The 20,650-nt window shown below is 68.2% G+C and carries 20 protein-coding genes and 5 pseudogenes; 10 read left to right on the forward strand and 15 right to left on the reverse strand.

The features are described from left to right. Positions 1-25: 25 nt before the first annotated feature. The 5 genes and pseudogenes from ABOD76_RS03440 to ABOD76_RS03460 form a co-directional block, all read right to left on the reverse strand. A pseudogene (locus ABOD76_RS03440) lies at positions 26-355 on the reverse strand (N-acetyltransferase family protein); the annotation flags it as partial. Beyond that, on the reverse strand, positions 282-2,750 hold the full coding sequence (locus ABOD76_RS03445) for a heavy metal translocating P-type ATPase (protein WP_350242161.1): 2,469 nt from the start codon (positions 2,748-2,750) through the stop codon (positions 282-284). The pseudogene ABOD76_RS03440 and the gene ABOD76_RS03445, both read right to left, overlap by 74 nt. A gap of 58 nt (positions 2,751-2,808) precedes the next feature. Continuing rightward, the gene (locus ABOD76_RS03450; protein ID WP_350242162.1) at positions 2,809-3,045 is read right to left on the reverse strand and encodes a glutaredoxin family protein; all 237 of its coding nucleotides are present in this window, start codon (positions 3,043-3,045) and stop codon (positions 2,809-2,811) included. 66 nt (positions 3,046-3,111) lie between these two features. Continuing rightward, complete coding sequence (locus ABOD76_RS03455) at positions 3,112-3,375, reverse strand: metal-sensing transcriptional repressor (protein WP_350242163.1); 264 nt, start codon at positions 3,373-3,375, stop codon at positions 3,112-3,114. 65 nt (positions 3,376-3,440) lie between these two features. After that, positions 3,441-3,650 carry a CopZ family metallochaperone gene (locus ABOD76_RS03460; protein ID WP_350242164.1) on the reverse strand — a complete coding sequence of 70 codons (210 nt, stop codon included), beginning with the start codon at positions 3,648-3,650 and terminating at the stop codon, positions 3,441-3,443. 198 nt (positions 3,651-3,848) lie between these two features. On the opposite strand from ABOD76_RS03460, the pseudogene ABOD76_RS03465 reads away from it, so the two are divergent. The 4 genes and pseudogenes from ABOD76_RS03465 to ABOD76_RS03480 all read left to right on the forward strand — a co-directional run. Further along, positions 3,849-3,905 (forward strand): annotated as a pseudogene (locus tag ABOD76_RS03465) (copper-transporting ATPase); the annotation flags it as partial. Between the two features lie 414 nt (positions 3,906-4,319). Continuing rightward, positions 4,320-4,808, forward strand: a pseudogene (locus ABOD76_RS03470) (HAD-IC family P-type ATPase); the annotation flags it as partial. After that, positions 4,769-5,083 carry a response regulator gene (locus ABOD76_RS03475; protein ID WP_350242320.1) on the forward strand — a complete coding sequence of 105 codons (315 nt, stop codon included), beginning with the start codon at positions 4,769-4,771 and terminating at the stop codon, positions 5,081-5,083. The pseudogene ABOD76_RS03470 and the gene ABOD76_RS03475, both read left to right, overlap by 40 nt. Positions 5,084-5,104: 21 nt before the next feature. Beyond that, positions 5,105-5,560: a response regulator gene (locus ABOD76_RS03480; RefSeq protein ID WP_350242165.1), complete on the forward strand. Its 456-nt coding sequence runs from the start codon at positions 5,105-5,107 to the stop codon at positions 5,558-5,560. Here ABOD76_RS03480 and ABOD76_RS03485 read toward each other — a convergent pair. From ABOD76_RS03485 to ABOD76_RS03510, 6 genes and pseudogenes are all read right to left on the reverse strand, one after another. Continuing rightward, positions 5,553-6,062 carry a helix-turn-helix domain-containing protein gene (locus ABOD76_RS03485; RefSeq protein ID WP_350242166.1) on the reverse strand — a complete coding sequence of 170 codons (510 nt, stop codon included), beginning with the start codon at positions 6,060-6,062 and terminating at the stop codon, positions 5,553-5,555. The two genes, ABOD76_RS03480 and ABOD76_RS03485, sit on opposite strands and share 8 nt — an antisense overlap. Beyond that, the gene (locus tag ABOD76_RS03490; protein WP_350242167.1) at positions 6,059-6,505 is read right to left on the reverse strand and encodes an AraC family transcriptional regulator; all 447 of its coding nucleotides are present in this window, start codon (positions 6,503-6,505) and stop codon (positions 6,059-6,061) included. The genes ABOD76_RS03485 and ABOD76_RS03490 overlap by 4 nt, the downstream gene beginning before the upstream one ends. Before the next feature lie 74 nt (positions 6,506-6,579). Further along, the gene (locus ABOD76_RS03495) at positions 6,580-7,563 is read right to left on the reverse strand and encodes an aldo/keto reductase (protein WP_350242168.1); all 984 of its coding nucleotides are present in this window, start codon (positions 7,561-7,563) and stop codon (positions 6,580-6,582) included. A 209-nt stretch (positions 7,564-7,772) separates the two neighbouring features. Next, entirely contained in the window at positions 7,773-8,171 is a 399-nt protein-coding gene (locus ABOD76_RS03500) for a (R)-mandelonitrile lyase (RefSeq protein ID WP_350242169.1), read from the reverse strand. Positions 8,172-8,190: 19 nt separating this feature from the next. After that, positions 8,191-8,436, reverse strand: a complete 246-nt coding sequence (locus tag ABOD76_RS03505) for a cyclophilin-like fold protein (protein WP_350242170.1) — start codon at positions 8,434-8,436, stop codon at positions 8,191-8,193. 138 nt (positions 8,437-8,574) lie between these two features. Then, a pseudogene (locus tag ABOD76_RS03510) lies at positions 8,575-9,372 on the reverse strand (SDR family oxidoreductase). A gap of 377 nt (positions 9,373-9,749) precedes the next feature. On the opposite strand from ABOD76_RS03510, the pseudogene ABOD76_RS03515 reads away from it, so the two are divergent. Further along, positions 9,750-10,294 (forward strand): annotated as a pseudogene (locus tag ABOD76_RS03515) (recombinase family protein). A gap of 199 nt (positions 10,295-10,493) precedes the next feature. After that, complete coding sequence (locus ABOD76_RS03520; protein WP_350242171.1) at positions 10,494-10,862, forward strand: hypothetical protein; 369 nt, start codon at positions 10,494-10,496, stop codon at positions 10,860-10,862. Between the two features lie 72 nt (positions 10,863-10,934). Here ABOD76_RS03520 and ABOD76_RS03525 read toward each other — a convergent pair whose 3' ends face one another. Beyond that, a complete protein-coding gene (locus ABOD76_RS03525) occupies positions 10,935-11,780 on the reverse strand; it encodes a hypothetical protein (protein WP_350242172.1) in 846 nt (281 codons plus the stop codon). Positions 11,781-12,906: 1,126 nt separating this feature from the next. Between ABOD76_RS03525 and ABOD76_RS03530 the strand changes: the two genes are divergently transcribed. The 4 genes from ABOD76_RS03530 (at position 12,907) to ABOD76_RS03545 (ending at position 17,396) form a co-directional block, all read left to right on the forward strand. Continuing rightward, a complete protein-coding gene (locus tag ABOD76_RS03530) occupies positions 12,907-13,359 on the forward strand; it encodes a MarR family winged helix-turn-helix transcriptional regulator (protein WP_350242173.1) in 453 nt (150 codons plus the stop codon). A gap of 2 nt (positions 13,360-13,361) precedes the next feature. After that, positions 13,362-13,883: a DUF2306 domain-containing protein gene (locus ABOD76_RS03535; protein WP_350242174.1), complete on the forward strand. Its 522-nt coding sequence runs from the start codon at positions 13,362-13,364 to the stop codon at positions 13,881-13,883. A gap of 970 nt (positions 13,884-14,853) precedes the next feature. Continuing rightward, positions 14,854-15,330 carry a hypothetical protein gene (locus ABOD76_RS03540; protein WP_350242175.1) on the forward strand — a complete coding sequence of 159 codons (477 nt, stop codon included), beginning with the start codon at positions 14,854-14,856 and terminating at the stop codon, positions 15,328-15,330. Between the two features lie 446 nt (positions 15,331-15,776). Then, a complete protein-coding gene (locus tag ABOD76_RS03545; protein ID WP_350242176.1) occupies positions 15,777-17,396 on the forward strand; it encodes a carboxylesterase/lipase family protein in 1,620 nt (539 codons plus the stop codon). A 227-nt stretch (positions 17,397-17,623) separates the two neighbouring features. Here ABOD76_RS03545 and ABOD76_RS03550 read toward each other — a convergent pair whose 3' ends face one another. The 3 genes from ABOD76_RS03550 to ABOD76_RS03560 form a co-directional block, all read right to left on the reverse strand. Then, positions 17,624-18,070 (reverse strand): HEAT repeat domain-containing protein, encoded by a 447-nt coding sequence (locus tag ABOD76_RS03550; RefSeq protein ID WP_350242177.1) that lies wholly within the window; start codon positions 18,068-18,070, stop codon positions 17,624-17,626. 2 nt (positions 18,071-18,072) lie between these two features. Beyond that, positions 18,073-18,828 (reverse strand): hypothetical protein, encoded by a 756-nt coding sequence (locus tag ABOD76_RS03555; protein ID WP_350242178.1) that lies wholly within the window; start codon positions 18,826-18,828, stop codon positions 18,073-18,075. 372 nt (positions 18,829-19,200) lie between these two features. Then, positions 19,201-20,220, reverse strand: a complete 1,020-nt coding sequence (locus ABOD76_RS03560; protein WP_350242179.1) for a TerC family protein — start codon at positions 20,218-20,220, stop codon at positions 19,201-19,203. Positions 20,221-20,650: the final 430 nt, after the last annotated feature.

Genomic DNA, 20,650 nt, shown 5'->3' on the forward strand with positions numbered 1-20,650 from the left:
AGGCGTTCATCGCGGCCCTGCCCGCTCCGCGAGCACGCGCGCGGCGTTCGACGTATACGCTGAACGCCGCAATGCCGGCGTAACAGTCCCGGGGCCGGGAGGTGGTGGCGAACGCAATGACCTCCCCGTGCCGACCGATAACCAGCAGGGGGTGCGCAGCCATGTTGCTCCTGCGCTCCCCACTGGACTGAGGTTGGTGTGAGCCCTCTTCACGGCCGTGCACCCCGGGTGAAGAGCGGACGCCTTGCTGAACCACGGTGCACACCGTGGTCCAGCCGTGCTCAGGCGGCCACCGGCGCTGGGTGGGGGGGCGAGCCAGGCCGCTCGAAATGGACGCGGTTGAGCAGCAGGGCATTCACCGTCACGATGACGGTGCTGGCACTCATCAGCAGCGCCGCCCACTCGGGGCGCAGCAGGATGCCGTACGGCGGGTACAGCACGCCGGCGGCGAACGGGATGGCCAGGATGTTGTAGATGGCTGCCCAGAACAGGTTCTGCACGATCTTCCCGCGCACTTTCCGGGCGAGGTCGATGCTGCTCGCCACGTCCGCCGGGCTGCTCCGCACCAGAATCACGTCCGCCGTTTCCACCGCGACGTCGGTGCCGGCCCCAATGGCCATGCCCACGTCCGCCTGTGCGAGCGCCGGCGCATCGTTCACTCCGTCGCCCACCATTGCCACCGTGCGGCCCTGCCCCTGCAGTTCCTGCACTTTCGCGGCCTTGTCCTGCGGCAGCACCTCGGCGATGACCGTGTCCATGCCCAGCTGCCGCGCCACCGCCTCGGCCGTGTGACGGTGGTCGCCGGTCAGCATCACCGCCTGAACGCCCAGGGTCTGCAGGGCCCGCACGGCCTGCCTCGCCGACTCCCTGACCGTGTCCGCCACGGCCACCACGCCCAGTGCCTGTCCGTCCGCCGCGACGTACATGGCCGTCTTCCCGTTCGCCGCCAGCCGATCCACCTCGCCCGGCAGGTCGCCCAGAGCCACTCCTTCGCGGTCCATCAGCTTGCGGTTGCCGATCAGCACCCGCCGGCCCTGGACGGTGGCCTCCACCCCGTGCCCGGGAATGCTGTCGAACGCTTCTGGCGCCTGCGTCGACAGACCCCGGGCCTTCGCGCCTTGCACGATCGCCTCTGCCAGCGGATGCTGCGACGGTTGGTCGGCCGAAGCGGCCAGGCGCACCAGCTCCGCCTCGCTGACGCCCGGGGCCGGCACTGTGTCCGTCAGAGCGGGTTTCCCCTCGGTCAGGGTGCCGGTCTTGTCGAAGATGACCGTGTCGACCCCGGCGGTCGCTTCGAGTGCCGCCGCGTTCTTGAACAGCACGCCCTCCCGCGCGCCCTTGCCGACCCCCACCGTGATGGCGGTCGGGGTGGCCAGGGCGAGCGCATCCGGGCAGGCGATCACGATGGCCGACACGGCCGCCGTCAGCGCGAACACCACACCTTCATGGCCCAGGAACGTCCACGCGAGGAACGCGATGAGTCCCGCGCCGAGCGCCACGAACACCAGCGTCTTCCCGGCCAGGTCCGCGAGGCGCTGCGCCGGGGCCTTGCTGGCCTGCGCGTTCTGCACCATCTGCACGATGCGCGACAGGGCCGTGTCGGCCCCCACCGCCGTCGCCCTGAAGTGGAAGGCTCCGGTCTGGTTGACGGTACCGCCCGTGACCTTCGCACCGACCGTCTTTTCCACGGGAATCGGCTCGCCGGTGATCATCGACTCGTCGACGTAACTGCTGCCGCTCATCACTTCACCGTCGACCGGTACACGGTCCCCGGGCCGTACGCTCAGCTCGTCCCCAACGACCACCTCCTCAAGTGGCAGCTCCTGCTCCTCCCCCTGCCGCACGACCCGGGCGGTCGACGGGGCGAGCTTCAGGAGCGCCTCCACGGCGCGTCCTGTGGCGAAGCGCGAGCGCATCTCCAGCCAGTGGCCCAGCAGGGACAGGGTCGTCAGCATGGCCGCCGCCTCAAAGAACACGTCGCTGCCCTGCAGGAAGGACGTGGCGTACACGCTGAACAGCCAGCTCACGAGGATGCCGGTGGCAATCAGCGTCATCATGTTCGCCTCGCCACGCTTCAAAGCGCGCCACGCGGCGGAGCTGAACGGCCACCCACCCCACCACACGACGGGTGTGGCCAGCAACAGCCCGAACCACGCCATCGAGAGGCCGAGCGGCGGCGTGGCCATGAAGCCCAGCGTCTCCCCGATGGGTGAGTACAGCACGACCGGCAGGGTCAGCAGCAGGCTGACCACGAAGCGCCGCAGCATGTCGTTCACCATGGCCTCGCTGTGTCCGGCGTGCTCACCGTGGCCCATCGCGGCATGCGCGTCATCGGCAGTGTGGGTCATGCCGTGATGGTGGTCGTGTTCGCCCGCCGCGGGCCGCTCCTGCAGTTCGGCCGCACGGTGCTGCGAGGGAGTGGGGGTGTGAGGCGCCCCTCCCTGCTGGTGATCATGCCCGGCCACCGGATGCCCCGGCTGCGTGGTGGATGGCCTGCGGTCGCAGCAGGCGCAGTTGTACCCAGCCTCCTGCATCCGGTGCCGGAGTTCCGCTTCCGTCACGGCCAGCGGCTCGTACCCCAGGTGCGCCACGGCCCGCGTACGGTCGACGTGGACGGCGGTCACGCCCGGCACCTGTGCAAGGCGCCGCTCGAGGTCTGCGAATTCCGAACCGTCGTGGCAATTCTGGAAGGCGACTTCCAGAACGGCCGCTGCCGCTGGGTGATGCCCGCTGTGGTCGTGCGTCGTCATGCCTGCCTCCTGTCCACCCGGCGACCGTAGGCCGGGCCTGTTCAGCTGCTATACAGCGTCACGCGAGGAGCTTTTCCAACCTGGGGCGCTGCTGGTCGAAGGGACTGGAGAACACCTGTTTACCGACTACGGTGATGGGGGCAGCGCGCACGCCGTACCGGGCGTTGGCCTCATCTGCCACGGCTGAAGGGGTCAGGGCTCGCTCCTCGAAGGGAATGCCGTGCCGGGTGAGCCAGAGCCGCAGGGCGTGGCCGTCGGGGCAGGTGGGCGTGGCGTACAGGATGACCGTTGGCATGGGGACCCCCATTCACAGAGGCGGACGTACGTCCGCCCCCGCTGGCGCTGAACTGATCGCGTGGGTTCAGGCGTATTTGATGACTTCCATCAGCTCCTCGACCAGTTCGACCTCGTCGCCGCGGGTGGCCGCCGTGGCCACATGCGCTTCGAGGTGGCCGCGCAGCACCACGCTCGCCGCGCCGTCCAGAGCACCCTGAACCGCCTTGATCTGCCGCAGCACATCGACGCAGTACGCGTTGGGGTCCTCCAGCGACCTGCGGATGCTCTCCAGATGTCCGCGGGCGATGGCGAGACGACGCGCGGCCCGCTTGCGGCTGTCCTCCGGCATGCACAGATGGTGACCCGCGTGGTGGTCCCCCTAGTGAGGGACCTCAGCGGTTGTCTCCTGCGCCATTACGGGTTCGCCACCTGGGCGCCGTACCCCTCTTCGACGACTGCCGTAACCAGTTGCTCCGGTGCGGCGTTGCCCTGCACGACGGCCTTGCCAGTCTTCAGGTCCACGTGCGCGTCGGTCACGCCAGGGACGCCCTTGAGGGCTTTGGTCACGCCCACCTGGCAATGGCCGCAGGTCATGCCGCTGATGTTCAGTTCAATCTGGTTCATGGTCTTCCTCCTGCTCCCAGGCTATATCCTCCCCCCCAGGGTGTCAATACGCTGCAGTCTCCAACATGACTGGATAGGCCATTAGTGGCCGCTACTTGCGACTACCCCTCCCCGGGATCTATGCTGAGCGCATTGATACCTCCCCAGGGGGATGAGGAACGGGAGATGCCGAAGACCATCGGAGCTGGCGGGCAGAGCATGACCTGCGCCAGGTGCGTCGGACGGGTTGAGCGTGGTCTGAAGAAGGTCGATGGGGACCTGAACGCCGGGGTCAACCTGGCCACTGAGCGCGCCACGGTCCGGGAGCTGCCCGGCAGCGTCAGCCCCATCATCCGGGACGCCGGATATGAGGTGCTGGAGGAACCGGCGGGCCTCAGCCGCAATGATCAGCAACGCGAGGCGCGAGAGCGCGAAGTCACCCACCTGCGCGGTCAGGTGGTGTTCAGCGCGGTGTTCGCGCTTCCATTGCTGTTGCTGGCCATGGTCCCCATGCTGATCCCTAGGGTCGAAAACTTGCCGATGATGACCTTCGGGCATGACGTCACGCGGACGCTGAACAGGGTGATGCTGGCGCTGGCCCAGCCGACCCAGTTCGGTTCCGGACGACGGTTCTCCCGTCTGGGTTGGAAGAGCCTCAAAAACGCTTCCCCGGAAATGAACACCCTCGCTATGGGCATCGATATGGTGCTGGCAGAGGTGCTGCCCAGCGGGAAGAGCGACGCCGCGAAGCCGCTGCAGGCTCAAGGAGAGCGGGTGGCGTTCGTGGAGACGGCATCAACGACGCGCCTGCGCTCGCTCAGACGGACGTGGGCAGGGCCAGCGCCACGGGAACGGGCGTGGACGTGGAGACGGCGGACATGATCCTGTTGAGCGGGAACCTGCGCGGCGTCCCGGACGCCTTTGCGCTCAGCCAGGCAACCCTGCGCAACATCCGCCTGAATCTCTATTTGGGCGTTTGCCTACACCATCATCCTGATCCCCGTCGCGGCCAGCGTGCTGTATTCCGCGTTCGGTGTCCTGCTCAGCCCGGTCCTCGCCGCTGCGGCCATGGGGTTGTCCACGTCACGCCGGGGCCACGCTGCCGGATCGTCTCCTCGGGTGAGGCGGCGCTGGCGCGTCTGGATGCATCGACCACGGCCCGGCAGTGCCCACACCTGATCCTGCTGGACCGGAAATTGCCGGGCAGGTCCGGCCTCACGTTGTTGCAGCAGCTCACCCGGCACCCACAGCGCTGCCGCATTCCGGTCGTGATCTTGAGCGTGTCCCACGCGACCTGCGCTGTGCTCGCCAGTGACCAGGAAGACGCGTCCAGCTGCCTGATGAAGCCCGAGCGATCTAAGGACCGGATCCGGACGCTGCAGGCGCTGTCAGCGTTCTGGCTGCGCGCCGCCACCCTGGTGCCGTCCCGGCTGAACGGTCAGAACAGCGTTTGAAGGCCTGTGGCAAACTACCGCATGCCTGCACACTCCCTGCACCTGCTCGTGATCGATGATCTGCAGGAGGAAGCTGAACTGTTTAGAAGTGCTGTGGAAGAGGTCGTTCCTGAGGTGCGGCTGTCCAGCTGCACCACCGCGGAACAGGCGCTCGCCTTGCTCGCCCATGATGACGACCGGCCCGACCTGATCCTGCTGGACGTGAACCTGCCGGGCGTGTCCGGCCTGGAGCTGCTGCAGCGCATCAAGACGGATCCAGCGCTGCAGTGCCTGCCTGTGATCATGATGAGCACCTCATCGATGCCCTCCCAGATCACCGCGTGTTACCGAGGCTACGCGAATGCCTTTCTGGTCAAACCCCCGGGCTTCCAGCCGCTCATGGAGGCGGTGGAGGGGCTCATCCGCTTCTGGAGCAACCCCGCCCTGCGGCTTCCTCCAGCGGCCATCCACCGCCGGCGCTCCACACCGTTCAGCTGACTGCTCCTGGCTGGCGCAGCCGCGTCAGGTCCTTGAGCGGCGTGCGGCCGAACAGCCGGGCATCCTCCCGAGTGAACTGCGACGCGCTGACGTAGCCCACCTGACGGCTTGCCGCGCCCGCGTCCATCGCGGTGGACGCCAGCAGGCGGCGCGCCTCCTGGAGCCGCAGCAGCTTCTGGTACTGGACGCGACTGAGGTCCGTGATCGCCTTGAAGTGCAGGTGGAACGTCGACGTGCCCATGTGCACCAGCTCCGCAAGGGCCTCCACGCTCAGCGGTTCGCCGTAGTGCGTCCGCACCCACTCAATGGCCCGCGCCACCCGCTCTACGCTGGAATCCGCCTGTCCCAGCTGCGCCACGCGCCCCCCGACGCGGCTGAGCAGCAGGCGCATCAGGATCTCGTCCACGAGCATCGGGCCCAGCAGCGGCGCCTCGCGTTCGTCCGCCATCGCCTCCATCAGGCGCGCCGCGGCGCTCACGATTCCCGCGCTGGTGTCGCTCACGGACACCCCGCGGTGTGTGCCCTCGGCAGCCCGTGCGGATACGCCTTCAAGGTCAGCTCCGCGATGCGGCGTGGATCCAGGTCGATGTTCAGAGTGAGAAACGGTTCGCGTGGACGGGCGCGGGTCACGCGCGTCGCGACCGGCAGGTCCACCGAGTACACCAGCAGCCGCGACGGGTTGTATCCGTACACGTCCGAGCCCAGAAACACGCTTTTGGCGCCCTGCGCGACGATGCACAGCGCCGGCTGCTGCATGCTGTGGATGAGGTCCTCGTGGATGTGCGTGGACCGTGAAGCATGCACCCCGGACAGCCGCAGGTCAACGAGGCCGTCGTGCGGCGTGGACTGGCGCAGCAGTGTCCCGAGGCGCGCCACGTCGCCCTGGTGCGGCGCCAGGGGCGCGTCGAGGTGCGGCAGAGGGGGAGCGTTCTTCTCGGCATTCATGGGGTGGGTCTCCTGAACGTCAGGGAGCGTCACATCAGGAAAGGGCAGTGGCGAGGACGTGACGCTCCGGCGCGCTACTGATGGCCGACGATGGGGTGCGGGACGTACGGCGCCTCGAGGAACGTCACCTCTTCGCGCGTGAGCTTGACGTCCAGCGCGCCCACGGCCTCCTCCAGGTGCGACAACTTCGTCGCCCCGACGATCGGCGCCGTCACCGGAGACTGCTGCAGGAGCCACGCCAGCGCGATGCGGGCACGCGATACGCCATGCCGTTCGGCCAGTTCCGCCACCCGCGTCACGATCATGCGGTCCTGCTCGGCCGAGGCGTCGTACTTCATCCGCGCCACCTGATCGTGTTCTCCCCGCAGGGTGCTCAGGTCGCCCACGTCCCGCGTGAGGCGCCCACCCGCCAGCGGGCTGTACGGAATCACGCCGATGCCCTGGGCGCGGCACAGCGGCAGCATCTCCCGCTCCTCCTCCCGGTAGATCAGGTTCAGGTGGTTCTGCATCGACACAAAGCGTGTCCACCCGTGCCGTTCGGCCACGTGCAGGGCCTGTTGGAATTGCCAGGCCCACATGGCGGACGCGCCGATATACCGCGCTTTGCCCGCCTTGACCACGTCGTGCAGCGCCTCCATCGTCTCCTCAATGGGGGTGATTGGGTCCCAGCGGTGAATCTGGTAGAGGTCCACGTCATCCGTCCCGAGGCGCGTGAGGCTGTGGTCGATCTCGCTCAGGATCGCCTTGCGTGAGAGCCCCGCGCCATTCGGCCCGTCGCGCATCTGGCCGTGCACCTTGGTGGCAATCACGACCTCGTCGCGCCGGGCGAACTCGCGCAGGGCGCGGCCGAGAATCTCCTCACTGACCCCGAGCGAGTAGACGTTGGCCGTGTCAAAGAAGTTGATGCCCAGGGCCAGCGCCCGGCGGATGACCGGGCGGCTGTCCTCCTTGTTCAGCACCCAGGTGTGAATCCAGCGCTCCGGGTCCCCAAAGCCCATGCACCCCAGGCAGATGCGCGAGACGTCCAGTCCGGTGTGGCCCAGTTTCACGTACCCCATCGCTACTCCCGTTCCTCGTTTTCCAGAATGGGAGCGGTTCGTTTCTCAGCACGGACACTGGCGGTCCCAGCCCGCCATGACCTCGCTGCGTCCGGGTGGTGGACGAGCACGTCATCCGCGCCGCTCCTTTCACCTTCCCACGGTTGTCTCCGGCCTTCACCGTTCTGGTGAGCACCTCGGTCCGGGGCGAGGTGACGCTCATCACCAGGTCAGTGGCCCCGGTACTGCTCGTCAGTGACGTGCTCCAGCCAGGTGACGGGCGTGCCGTCCAGCGCTTCCTGGATGGCCAGGTGGGTCATGGCGGTGGTGGGGGCCGCGCCGTGCCAGTGCCGTTCTCCCGGCTCGAACCACACCACGTCGCCCGGGTGAATCTCGGTGATGGGACCACCCTCCCGCTGCACCAGGCCGGCGCCGGCCGTGACGATCAGCGTCTGACCGAGCGGGTGCGTGTGCCACGCGGTCCGGGCGCCGGGTTCGAAGGTGACGGCGTTGCCGGCGGCGCGGGCCTCGCCCTCGGCGGTGAACAACGGGTCCAGGCGGACGGCGCCGGTGAACCAGTCCGTGGGGCCAGTGGTGGAGGGACGGGAACCGCTGCGGTGGATCTTCATGGTGAACTCCTGTGGGCGCTCAGGTGAGCGTGCGAGTGACGCGCACGGCGCCTTGCTGCTGGAGGACGCCGATGCCGCCATCGAAGTGATCGAGGGGCATGAGCCCGGAGGCAACGCCGCCATCGCGGCTGAAGATCGCGAGGTTACCCCAGGGGGCATCGTACGCCAGGCTTCTCCACTGCCCCGTGCTGCCCGCGGGCGCTCCTCTGGTGAGCAGGCGCCTGGGGAGGTCGCTGATCTTCTCGGTGCCGGCGACGTCCGTCATGGTGAGGGGCAGCAGGGACGCGAAGTCCCGGGGGTGATGGTCAGAATGTTCTGTCCGGCGGTGAGGGTCAACTGCTTGCTCTTCCTGTCCTGTTCGGGGTGGATGCAGGCGGGCCCATGCGATCCATCGGCAGGGTGACTAGGGCTGGGTGGTGGGCCGCACCGCAAATTCGGTGACGTTGGTGTCGTCCGGCGGGTCCACCGCAAACGCCACCACGCTGGCCACCCGGTCCGGCGAGATGCCGTACTGCTGGTACAGGGCGCTCATAACTTCCGCCGCACCCGGATGCGTGATGCCGCCGAGCAGCTCGCTGGTGATCGCAGCGGGGTAGATGGTCGCCGTGCGGATGTTCGTCCCCTCCTGGGCGGACTCCAGGCGCAGCACCTCCATGAAGTTACGCACGTACCACTTCGTGCCCCCGTAGATCGCGGCGCCTGGGTCGTACTTCAGCCCAGCGACCGAGGAGGTGGTGATGATGTGCCCGCGCTTCTGGCGGATGAAGGTCGGCAGGACGGCCGCCACACCGTGCAGCACGCCCTTGATGTTGACGTCCACCGTCTGGCTCCACTCGTCGGTCTTCAAGGCGGACAGCGGCGCCGTGGGCATGATGCCCGGCGTTCAAGAACATCACGTCCACGCCCCGAACACCTCTTTCGCTCGCTCGACGACCCGGGTCTGGTCGGCCGGGTCCGTCACGTCCATTACCTGGTACACGGCCTGCCCGCCCGCGCTCTGACTATCTGCCGCGAGTCGCTTCAGCTGCGCCTCGCGGCGCGCGCCCAGCACGACCCGGGCCCCGTTGCTGGCGAGCAGCCGCGCGGTGGCCTCGCCGATGCCGGAGGACGCCCCGGTCACGATCACGACTTTGTCTTGAATCATTTCTCCGCTCCTTGTGGGGTGCCAGTCCGGTCGTGAGGCGGTGGAACACGCCGCCATTCATCTCCTCTTCGTGTGGCCGGCGGGACTTGCCCCGTGCGGCTGGGAAGGGGAGAGTGGGACTTGCCCCGGCACACAAAAACTCTAGGGAGGCGAGCACGCGCACACTTGCCTGATGATCCAGATTTTTCACCCGATCCTCCCGCCGTGATGCGGGAAGAACGGCAGGTGAGTTATGGAAAGCGGTGGGGGCCGTTGGGCTTCCCCATCCGTCGCTCTCCTTCAACGGTAACGAAAGTGCAGTTCAGTCCGTTCAGCGGAGGCGATCAACTTCGTTGCGTCATTGGTCAATGACGCAACGGAATCAGTCGGCTGACCAGCACAGCGTCGCAGACGCGCACAATCCTGTCGCAAAACCACAGTGAAAGGCGACAGGTTTGTGCAACAGGAGGAGCAGATGCTCATCGGTACGCCCGCGTCAGCCGGGCACACGACTAGGACACTGCCGCGCAGGTCGACGCGCTCACCCGAGCGGGGGCCGAGCGCATCAATCAGGAGGCCGCTGGAATCGCCCGGAGCCGCACCGCCTGCTGGATCAGCTGCTGCCCGGTGACGTGCTGCAGATGTGGAAGCTGAACCGGCTCAGCCGCAGCTTCAAAGACTGCTGGACCAGCTGAACAGCACGCAGGTCGGGATCCGCTCGTTGACCGAGCAGATCGACACCACCACCCCGGCCGGCCGGATGATGCTGCAGATGGTCGGGGCCTTTGCCATGTTTGAGTGCGAGATAATCCGCGAGCGTACCCGCGCTGGCCTGGAGAGTGCCCGAGCCCAGGGGCGGGTTGGCGGCCGCAAGCCCAAGCTCACCGCCCAACAGCGCACAGCTCCAGTGCGCGGGGTGCAGGAGGGACGCTCCAGCATGCCCGAGGCCGCCCGATTCTTCCAGGTGCACCCAACCACCGTCAGCTGCCGGGTGGCCTGAGCACAGCAGACGCCCCGAGCGGGCAGGCCACACATGCGCGCCTGGGAGTTACTGGGTGCCCTAAGCTCAGCGGATGCTGCCGCGTCTGATGACTGTGCTGACCGCCTTCAGCCTCTTCGCTTCGTCCGCCTCTGCCGTGGAGTGGGCGGCGGGGGTCCAGGTCACCGGACTCACCTCCGGCACCCGATCTGGTGGGCCCATGTCTCCCGGCGCCGCGCTGGCGGTTGGGGTGCACCTCAGCGTCGAAGGCCACGTGAGTGACACGTTGAACCTGCGCAGCAGCTTGGAGGGCAACGTCGGGCTGAACCGCCTGCCCGAAGTCCGGCTGGACCTGACGCTGCTGCACCATGCGGGCCGCGTGTACTACGGCGGGGGCGTGGGGTCCGGGCTGGTGGCCGACTTCGGCAGCAATGAGTCCGGCCTGCCAGGCATCGTGTTCTCGCCCATCACGATGTTGAACGCACATGCGGTGCTGGGGTGGGACCTTGGGAGCAGCCGCCTGGAGGGCGTGCTGCGGCTGGGGCCCGAACACGCCCTGGAGGTCCGGGCCATCTTCCCACTGAACTGACGGTTCGGCGCACCCTGCACCTTGACCCGCAGGTGCCCAACCAACTCCAGCGGTCCAGATCGCTCGTGCAGGCTAATCCGTGTCCGCGCGCTGGTCCTCGGCCGCCAAGCGCGCCTGATCCAGTTTCGCCTGCACCTCGTCTCCCTCCTGGGTGAGCTGCGCGGTCTGACGATGCAGGGTGTCCCGTTCCTGCCCGAGGCGTTCCAGTTCCTCTCGGTTCAGCCTGGTTTTCGCGCGGAGGTGCTCAATCGCTTCTTGTGACGTCACGGCCATCTGTTCCAGCTGGGTGCGCTGCACCGCGTGGGTCTGACCCTCGGCTTCGAGGGAACGGACCTGCTCGACCGCCTGCTGAGCCATCAGGTCCAGCTGGGCCAGCGCCCGCTCCTCGCCGTCATGCTCAATCTCCAGCACGGTCGCCACCATGTCGGCCCGGACCTGCTTCAGCTGCGCCACCTGCTCGCTGGAACTCGCCTCCTCCAGCGCGGCCTGGATCAGCAGTTCCAGATTTCTGGCATGGTGGTGCACCGACTCGCTCAGCAGGCTCAGCAAGTGGGCACTGACCAGCTCCAACGGGGTGCTCCGGACGTTGGAGAGGGTGTGCTGGATGCTGAGCGTCAGCTGCCGGGCGGTCTCAATCTGCCGCTGCCCTGAGGTCACGATCTGTTGCAGGGCCACCAGCTGACCGGGTTCGCCCTCCAGCCGCTCTTCGCCCAACTGCCGGAGGGTGGACGCGACCACCTGACGCAGCGTCCCGGTGTACGCGATCTGCTCACGGCCAGCCGCGATGAGCTGCTCGAGCACGTTGCGCTGGGCAAAGCCCGCCGCGCCCACGTGCTGCCGAGCGGCGTCCACCATGTGGCGCTCAGCGCGTTTGTCGGCATCGTCGGCGTTGGTGCCCGCCCGGAGATCGTCTGTCATACGGCAGTGTAGAGGAGCCTGCTGCACGGGGCAGCTTCCTCGGCGTGACCCTCGACTGGAGGACAGGCAGCCGCGGCCCACCACACATCCGGCTTGAGCTGAGAGGTGGGAGGCGAGCGGCCCAAGCGGAAGGCCCAGCAGCGCGTTGAGCTGGCGGGCAGGGTGCAGAAGGGAGCTTCAGCATGGCCGAGGCCGCTCGGCCGTTCCAGAAGCACTGGCCCCTCAGCTGACTGGTGGCCCTGGCGCAGCAGCCACCTGAGGACGAGAGGGCGCCTGCAGTGAACGTCTGGCGGGACGTCAAGGCATGCCCCAGCTGCCGGTCAGGACCTGCAGCCGCAGGTGGTGGGCCGGTCCCAGCAGGTTCTGGCACTCCGCGGATGCCGCAGGCCCGGCCCGCGGGACTTCGACAACCCGCTTATCCGCCGAACCCTTCCCGCCCTCACCACAGCCGCTCCGCACGGCATCGGGAAGTGCAGGTCCATCCCAGCCCGGACACGTCCAGCAGCTCAGCGACGCGCTGCGGCAGCTCCGCCTGCCCGAGGTCGCTCGCATCCTGCTGCCCGATGACCGGCGCCTGCCGTGCCGCGACCGGGTGCGGATCACCGCCAGCGCGCCGCTGGGCCTCTACCCCTCGCCCTGGGGAGGCGTTTCACCAACGTACTGGCCTGCGGACGCAGCTCCTGCCCGGTGTGCGGGCCGCGCATCAACGCCCGACGGGGCCGCGAGGTCGTCACGGTGGCGCGCACTGGAGGAGCACGGGCTGAGGAGCCAGCGGGTGGACTGGACGCCCCGGCGGGTGGCCCGGTGATGAAGGGCTGTTCCCGCCACTGACTCGACTGTTCGCCACGTCCGTGGGGTGATCCGAGACCGTGTTGGGCCAGGTTCAGGCGGGTTGGCCTGTTGCTTCATCCTGCCTCAGCCGCTTCCTCGCAGGGCGTGGCATGTCGGTGGTCAACATCACCTCGTCGCTTCCGTCGCTCCCGCCTTCTGCCAGGCCGTGTCGGACGAGCCGCTTGAGCTGGGCGACGCGGACCACGTCATTTCTGGCCCCTTCCCCTGGATGACCGTGAACGGTGTAGGCCAACGCCCAAATAGTTAGGGCTATAACCATTATATAGCTAATTACATGGATGACCTGTTGGCCTCTCGCGTCTGCACCGCCCTGATGCGGATCGGTACCAAGATGGCCACCGGCTTCGATCAGCACTTCGCGCCCCTCGGCCTTTCCCAGGCGCAATTCCGGTTCCTGCTCGCCGTGTGGGAGGAAGGGGGAGAGGCCGGCATCGCCCCCTCGGCCCTCGCCGAGCACCTCCTGGTCGAACGCGCGACCGTCTCCGTGCTGGGGAACGTGCTGGTGGAACGGGGACTGATCGAGCGGCGCCCCGGCGAGGACCGCCGGTCTCACAAGCTCGCCCTGACGGCAACCGGCGGGGCCCTGCTGCAACGCGCCGTTCCGCGCGCGGTCGGCCTGGCCGACTACACCCTCGGCACCATCGAGCCCGCGCACCTCCTGGCGCTGCGCGACCAGCTCGCCCTGATCGAAGCCAGATTGCGGACCGCTCCCCCGCCGGAGGAATAATCATGTCCGAAGTGCTCCATGTGGTCCTGCGCGCCGCGCACATTCTCTTTGGCATGGGCGGCTTCCTGCTCGGCGCCTTCGCCATCGTCCTGCCCAAGTTCGGGCGCACTGCCCGGTGGCACCGGGTGGTCGGGCGGGCGTACGCGGTGAGCATGGTGGGGATGGGAGTCCTGTCCATCCCCCTCTCGCTGCGGCAGGGGAACTGGCTCCTGCTGACCATTGGCGTGCTGACCCTGTTCTGGGTCATCGGGGGCTGGTGGGCGCTGCGCCGGTCGCTCCGGGCACGGGCCGCGGGACAGGTGGAGGTGGCGGGACGCCTGGTGCGCCGCCACATCACCCTGATGGGCTCGTCCTACATCGCCGCCTGGACCGCCTTTCTGGTGAACGTCCAGCCGCTCGGGGGCGGCGCGGTGCTCTTCACGCTGTACATTGCCGTCCCGTCCGTCGTGGGCAGCGTGGCGATCGCCCGGGCAATGGCGAGGCACCGTCCCCCACCCCCCATCATGAGCGCTGTCGTGGAGTGACCGGACCGAACGCGCCGGAAGACCGGCGGTCACCCCACCGCCGGTGCTCGCCTGCCGCGGACCTGGCCGATCGGTCCGGCTCAGAAGGACGCTGCGAGACACAGCTCGACCTGAAGGCGAGCAGCTCACGACAATGGCAGCCTCAGCGTCTGCAGTGAAAGGACGTGCGGGAGGTTCGTCGGCCCGTGAGCGTGCCCGGACCGTTCACCATCGACCTGAAACGGTCCAGCCCGGTCGACCACAGGCGGGCGGCGACGCGCCGCCAGCCCGCTTCCCACCGATGGCTCCCCCGGACCGCTCAGTCAGGACCGGATGGCCAGCGCCCAGACGTGAAATGCGGTCGAACAAGCATGACTTCAGCCTGAACCGGCTCGGAACACTTCATCGCTGGCCAGTAGACCAAAGGAGGTTCCTTCAGCCACGACCGTCAGGGAGGAGCGGAGAGGAGCTTCACCGCGTGTCCGAGCGTCCCTCCAATCGTGAGCCGCGCGCTTCTGTTCGTCTGGTCCTGCTGGCCGCGCCGCCAACCTTCGCTCGTGCGGCCCACGCCCAGCCGCACGAAGCCGCGGCCGTCCCTCACGCGTCCGAGTGGGCGGGAGTTGACTGACAACAGCGCGAACCGGGTGCGTTCAGGGAAGGGCGAGCATGCCAGCCCGGGGCGAACCTGTTGGCGTTGACCACCGGCGGACCTCAGGCCCTGAGGGCGCCTCCCGACCACCCCAAACACACCCGGTGTGAACAGCTGCATGAAGGTGGCCTGGGCCGTTTCTCCAGTGCTGTCCAGAACGGCTCAACAGGCCTTGGCTCAGCTGGGAAGGAACGGGTGGAGAAAGCTCCTAGGGTGAGGTGTCCTGGATGGGACCGTCCGCCGCCCCAGGGACGGGGCGCGACCCTTCATCCGTTGCGGTCCCCACGGCCTTGCGCATGATGTCGGGGCCTAGCACCCTCACTGCACAGGAGACGAGCCAGCATGGAACAGCGCTACATCATTCCGACCGATGCACACCCCACGTACCTCCCTGCCCCGGAGCTGAATCGTTACGACCGGGTGATCTACGAGCGGACCAGGGGTAGAGGCGCCAGTTCCAGCTCCAGGCTGCCGCTGGCACTGCTGGCCCTGGCCGGCGTGGCCGGAGGTGGAGTGCTGGTGTGGCGCAACCCGCAGCGCCGTCAGCAACTCACCGACAAGGCGCAGCAGGTGGCCGACAAGGCGCGCGAGATGATCCGCAAACGCGCCCGGGGGCAGGCGGACCAGCAGCCGCGGGAGATGCTGCAGGAACCTGCCCACCTGCATCCGACCACCGGCATGCCCACCGAGGTCAAGTCCGTCACGTCCAGTCCGGGCCACGCTGAGGGCCAGCGCACCGACGGGCCGGCCCTCAGGGTCGTCACGGTGGCGCTCAACGACGCGCCGGAAAGCACGACGGCCAAGGACCGCCTCGGCTGAATGCAGACTGGAGCGCTGCTGAACCGGGAGCAGTGACAGACGCCGCCTTCGAGAGACCGAGCTCGGTGGTCACGCCGACCCCGCCAATTCACTCCACACGCTGCCGGCCGCTGATGCGGCCGGCAGCGTGTGGACGTCACCGGATGGCGCGAGTGCCCATGATGGACCGGTGCCGGGCCGGCTAGGGGGTCGTCATGGGTGGCTGCCTCACCCGTACCCTTCGGCTGGGTTTAGCGGGGCCTTCCTCTGGGCAACGTGTTCAGGTGGGTTCCGGGATTCAGGAGTCGATGGGCAGAACGCGATGACCCTAGTGAGATGGTGAGCCCTGGAGGGAGACCCGTTTCCGCCGTGCGCTCCCTGTGGACTCTTCTCCTCCCTCAAGGGAATTCGGTAGTCTCGTCCACAGCACACGACACCGCGTCCACGTCCGCCCTGGAGGGCCTCGCATGACCCGAACCACTGCTTCGCTCCACCGCCTGAGCGCCGCGCTCGCCCCGCCCCGTGCCCTGCCGAGTGGCGCGCCGCGCGTCCAGACGAACAGCGGTGTCGTGCAGGGCCTGACCCTCCCGAGCGGCGTCCGCGCGTTCCGCGGGATTCCCTTCGCGGCGCCGCCCGTCCGAGACCGGCGCTGGACACCGCCGCAGCCCGCGTTGCCGTGGCCCGGCGTGCGGCTCGCGGACCGCTTCGCGCACCAGAGCATGCAGGCGCGCGTCTTCGGCGACATGATGTTCCGCAACGCCGGCATGAGCGAGGACTGCCTGTACCTCAACGTGTGGGCGCCCGCCACGGCCGCGCCCGGCGCGAACCTCCCGGTGCTGGTGTACATCTACGGCGGCGGGTTCGTGGCGGGCGACGGCTCGGAGCCGCGCTACGACGGAGAACGCATGGCCAGCCGCGGGATGGTCGTCGTGACGTTCACCTACCGGCTCGGCGTCTTCGGCTTCCTCGCGCATCCGGAACTCGCCGCGGAATCACCGCATCACGCGTCCGGCAATTACGGGCACCTCGACCAGGTGGCGGCGCTCGCCTGGGTGCGCGACAACATCGAGCAGTTCGGCGGGCACCCGGCCGAGGTGACGGTCGCGGGCGAGTCCGCCGGGTCGTACTCGGTCAATGCCCTGATGGCGTCGCCGCTCAGCCGCGGGCTCTTCGCGCGCGCCATCGGTGAGAGTGGCGCGTACTTCGGAGCGTCGCGCTCTGTGTCCACCCACGACGACGCGCAGCGTCACGGTCAGGCGTTCGCGACGCGCGTCGGGGCGGCGTCCCTCGCGGACCTGCGCGCCCGGTCTGCCACCGAACTGCTCGAAGCGTCGGGACAGCCGGGCGCGGCGCCGTTCCTGGCGAACATCGACGGCTGGTTCCTCCCGGCGCGCCCAGCGGACCTGTTCGCCGCCGGTCAGCAGGCCCAGGTGCCGTTGCTCGCCGGATGGAATTCCGAAGAACTCGGTTGGCGCGCGCTGCTCCCGGACGACCCCGCCCCTGAGACCGCGCGGGCGGTGCTCGCCCAGCGGTTCGGCGCCCGCGCCGCCCAGGCCGAACGGCTGTACCCGGTGTCGACGGCGGACGAGGCCAGGCAATCGCTCACGGACGTCGCGAGCGACCACTTCATGGGCTACCCCACATGGAAGTGGATGGAGGAACATCAGCGCACCAGCGGGCAGCCGGTCTACCGGTACTTCTACACGCGTCCGCGCCCGGCGCCGGTCGAGGCGGGCGTCACCGCGAATCTCGCGGGCGGCGTCACCCGGACCAGCGACGCGCCGCGTGACCCGCCCGCCACAGGCGCTGTGCACTCCGCGGAGATTGAGTACGCGCTGGGCAACCTGTCACTCAACCCGGTCTTCGGGTGGACGCCCGACGACCACACGGTCTCCCAGACCATGCAGGGCTACTTCGCGAACTTCATCAAGGCGGGAGACCCGAACGGCGACGGTCTCCCGCACTGGCCGGCCAGCCAGCACCGCGCGGACCGCCCCGCCTTGCGGATGCGGATTGACGTGGTCTCCCGCACGGAACCGGAACCGCGGGCGCGGTACGTGTTCCTGGACCAGACCGACCCCCGCTGAGCCCCGAACGACATCGGTCCAGACGGCGCCGTTCATCGCTCGTGCGCTGTCAGGGTGGCCTACGGGAGACACATGCGGCACGGCGGCCGCCCGCACTGCACCGCCGTTCACGTGACCTCCCCGCCCATCACCTCGTTTGGCGCTTCCTGTGTTGATCCTCCACGAATCCGCCCCCTGAAGGCCAGGGGCTTGGTCGCGCATGTGAATTGCGGGGGCCAGGACGTGGATCAGGACGCAGCGGACGGCTGCGCCTCAGGTGGAGCCGAGTCTGGGCTGCAGTCCTGACCCAGCCGCGCGAACGCTTCCTGAGCCGCGGCGATGGTGTGCCCGTCCATCATGCCGCTACCGGACGGATCTTGCCGTCCTGGCGTTTCGTGCTGGGTCAGGAGGCGCTGCAACGCCGGGCGGACGCGTTCATCGCCCAGTTCTCCCAGCGCCGTCGCGGCCTCCAGCCGCAACACGCCGTCCTCATGCTCCGTCAGGGCGACCAGCGCCGGGATGGCCTGCACGAGCCGTTGATCCCGGACCCGTCGAATGAGGGCGGACAGCACGACCGGGCTTCGCTCGGTCTGCAGCAGACGAACGAGCGCCGCCCGCATCTCGTCCTGTGGCACGCGGCCCAGGGTCAGGACCCAGCCTTGCCGCACAACACGGTCCTGCTCCTGATCCAGCAAGGTCAGCAGCAGTGGAACACGCGCCTGGAGTTCTGCCGGCGCCAGGTCCTCCACCGCACATGCGCGTCTTCGTGCGTGAAGAACGCTTCGAAAACGGGCAGGGGTGAAGGCAGAGATGGGTTGACGTACAAGGCTGTGCTGACGACATGCTGTGAGCCGAAGCCAAGTTCGATGGCCTTCCTGGTCAGGCGTTCTCCCGCTGCAGCAAACACAGCACGCGTTCCGACGCTTCCTTGCTGGTGTCCTGGGCGAGCACCCACTCCGCAGCCGCGCACCCAGTCCCCCGCCATAGTCTTCAGGGCCCGCACCAGCCAATCCAGTTCCGGTCCCTGCGCTTGGGGCAACCAGGTCCACACCGCCGGGTCCAGGTCCCTCACACCGTGGCTGCCCAACAGAACGAGGAGGTCCACCGCGACCGACGCGTCGGTGACCTCAGGCAGGGCGGCACGCAGGATGGCCAGCAGCTCCGCCTGGAGACTCGGCGCCCGAGGCAGGGTATGGCGTTCCATCCGGGTGACGGCGCCGCGACCGTGGTCGCCTCGGGTGCCCGGCTCCTGGTGAATGTGGAGTTCAGGCGCGGTCTGACCCTCTCTGCGCTGGCCCAGGGCTTTGGGAACGGTCCATTTGAAGGGACGCCGGCGAATCCCAATCCCGGCTCGCTGATGCGGGCGGAACGGGACGTTCACAGTCGTGGCCGGCCCGCTGGATCGGCCCACCTCGATGGAGATCATCGGCACCACCGCGTACGTGGTCAACATGGGTGGGGAGGTCTGGACCGTCGATCACATCGCCGGACCGCCATACGGTGCGTCCAGGTCCGTCCACTGACCCGGGCGACCGTACCCAGCCCAGCGTGTTAAGAGCGGCACCCCGAGGTGGGGTGCCGCCCTGCGTGCTGCAGGTGCTCAGCGCGATCTGGGACCCCCGAGGGGGGCCGGACGGTAGTGCAGCGTCCGAAGGTGTTCGAGCAGGATGCACCGCAGCCGGATCACGTGGTTCGCCCCTGTGCCGATCACCAGGAACCGTATCGGAGCAGGCTCACGTCCAACAGTCCGCCTGCTGCACCCTGAGGTGCGGAACCTGACCGGTTCCCTCGCTGGAGCTGAGCCCGGCCGGCGCCGCACCGACGGTCAACGCAGCGACGTGGTGCCTCCCGCGCGTGTTCTCCAGAGGCTGTACACCATCCCGCCCGCCAGGATCGACAGGGTGACGCCGAGGCTGATCAGCGGGTCGAGCTTGCCGAAGAAGTGGCTGTAGAAAATCTTGGCGCCGATGAACACCAGCACCAGCGCGAGGGCGGGTTTGAGGCCCGAGAAGCGGTGCACGAGGGCCGCCAGGGCGAAGTACAGCGCCCGAAGTCCCAGGATCGCGAAGATATTGCTGGTGTACACCAGGAACGGCTCCTGCGTGATGGCGAAGACCGCCGGAATACTGTCCACCGCGAACACCACGTCGGCGACTTCGACCATCGCCAGGGCCAGCAGCAGGGGGGTGGCGTGCAGCCGCACCCGCCCGAGCCGGTCAGCGGTCCGGACGAAAAAGCGCTGGCCGGACAGGGCCGGCGTTACCGGCAGCACCCGGCGGACCAGCCGGGCGACCGGATGGCGCTCGATGTCCGGCGGCGTGTCCTCCTGATGCCGCTGCATCAGCAGGCGCAGGCCGGTGATCACCAGGAAGGCCCCGAAGATCCACAGCACCCAGTCGAAGCCGGACACCAGGGCGGCGCCGACACCGATCATGACGCCGCGCAGCACGATCACGCCCAGAATGCCCCAGAACAGCACCCGGTGCTGGTACTGGCGCGGGATGGCCAGCGCCGTGAAGATCAGGCTGATGACAAAGACGTTGTCGAGCGACAGGGCCTTCTCGACGGCAAACGCGGTGTAGTACTGCACGGCCCGCTGGGCGCCCAGCGAGAACCACACCCACACCCCGAAGAGCAGGGCCACCGAGATGTAAAACATGCTCAGGCGGAGGCTGGCCGCGATCCCGATCTCCTGCGCCGGATCTTCATCCTCACGCTCGGCGTGCCCGGGGCGCCGCCGGCTCAGCAGGCCCAGGTCGAAGGCCAGCAACCCAAGAATCAGGGTCAGAAAGACCACCCACATCCAGGCGGGGGTGCCCAGCCACGTGGCATCGACGACGTTCATTCCGTTTCCTTTCGGAACCGCTGGGGAGGGACCGGGCGCACAGGCGGGACAGCGTTCCACCATGCCTGGGCAGTCGCTTCGCAGCGTTCCTGCCCAGGTCTGGCCCTCGCTCGACGCACCGGGAAGACGATGTCCTCCGTACTGACGGTCGCGTCGTCCTCAGCGTCGCTGAGGCGGTTACTCCCCTGGATACGCTCAGTGTCGAGGAGACACATGAACTCCTGATGTCCCCAAGTCCATGCGGATGTTTATCCAAGCTTCCGGCCATGGATCGCTAACGAAGATGCTTCACCACGTGCTCCACAGCTGGACCGGAGGAGGCCGCTGCGAGGTTTGACGCCGATGAGAGCAGCGTACGCCACTGCAACGCCTGGACGTGCGAAGGGCGATTGAGATCACGTGCGTGCCGGCTGGCTTGTGGTGAGCGGCC

The organism is Deinococcus sonorensis KR-87 (assembly GCF_040256395.1).
Taxonomy (GTDB): Bacteria; Deinococcota; Deinococci; order Deinococcales; family Deinococcaceae; genus Deinococcus; species Deinococcus sonorensis.

Excerpts from the sequence above, each read along its gene's own strand:
- ABOD76_RS03445 (WP_350242161.1), bottom strand. The coding sequence starts at position 2,750 with ATGACGACGCACGACCACAGCGGGCATCACCCAGCGGCAGCGGCCGTT.
- ABOD76_RS03450 (WP_350242162.1), bottom strand. The coding sequence starts at position 3,045 with ATGCCAACGGTCATCCTGTACGCCACGCCCACCTGCCCCGACGGCCAC.
- ABOD76_RS03455 (WP_350242163.1), bottom strand. The coding sequence starts at position 3,375 with ATGCCGGAGGACAGCCGCAAGCGGGCCGCGCGTCGTCTCGCCATCGCC.
- ABOD76_RS03460 (WP_350242164.1), bottom strand. The coding sequence starts at position 3,650 with ATGAACCAGATTGAACTGAACATCAGCGGCATGACCTGCGGCCATTGC.
- ABOD76_RS03480 (WP_350242165.1), top strand. The coding sequence starts at position 5,105 with ATGCCTGCACACTCCCTGCACCTGCTCGTGATCGATGATCTGCAGGAG.
- ABOD76_RS03490 (WP_350242167.1), bottom strand. The coding sequence starts at position 6,505 with ATGAATGCCGAGAAGAACGCTCCCCCTCTGCCGCACCTCGACGCGCCC.
- ABOD76_RS03495 (WP_350242168.1), bottom strand. The coding sequence starts at position 7,563 with ATGGGGTACGTGAAACTGGGCCACACCGGACTGGACGTCTCGCGCATC.
- ABOD76_RS03500 (WP_350242169.1), bottom strand. The coding sequence starts at position 8,171 with ATGAAGATCCACCGCAGCGGTTCCCGTCCCTCCACCACTGGCCCCACG.
- ABOD76_RS03505 (WP_350242170.1), bottom strand. The coding sequence starts at position 8,436 with ATGACGGACGTCGCCGGCACCGAGAAGATCAGCGACCTCCCCAGGCGC.
- ABOD76_RS03520 (WP_350242171.1), top strand. The coding sequence starts at position 10,494 with ATGTCTCCCGGCGCCGCGCTGGCGGTTGGGGTGCACCTCAGCGTCGAA.
- ABOD76_RS03525 (WP_350242172.1), bottom strand. The coding sequence starts at position 11,780 with ATGACAGACGATCTCCGGGCGGGCACCAACGCCGACGATGCCGACAAA.
- ABOD76_RS03530 (WP_350242173.1), top strand. The coding sequence starts at position 12,907 with ATGGATGACCTGTTGGCCTCTCGCGTCTGCACCGCCCTGATGCGGATC.
- ABOD76_RS03535 (WP_350242174.1), top strand. The coding sequence starts at position 13,362 with ATGTCCGAAGTGCTCCATGTGGTCCTGCGCGCCGCGCACATTCTCTTT.
- ABOD76_RS03540 (WP_350242175.1), top strand. The coding sequence starts at position 14,854 with ATGGAACAGCGCTACATCATTCCGACCGATGCACACCCCACGTACCTC.
- ABOD76_RS03545 (WP_350242176.1), top strand. The coding sequence starts at position 15,777 with ATGACCCGAACCACTGCTTCGCTCCACCGCCTGAGCGCCGCGCTCGCC.
- ABOD76_RS03555 (WP_350242178.1), bottom strand. The coding sequence starts at position 18,828 with ATGTTGACCACGTACGCGGTGGTGCCGATGATCTCCATCGAGGTGGGC.
- ABOD76_RS03560 (WP_350242179.1), bottom strand. The coding sequence starts at position 20,220 with ATGAACGTCGTCGATGCCACGTGGCTGGGCACCCCCGCCTGGATGTGG.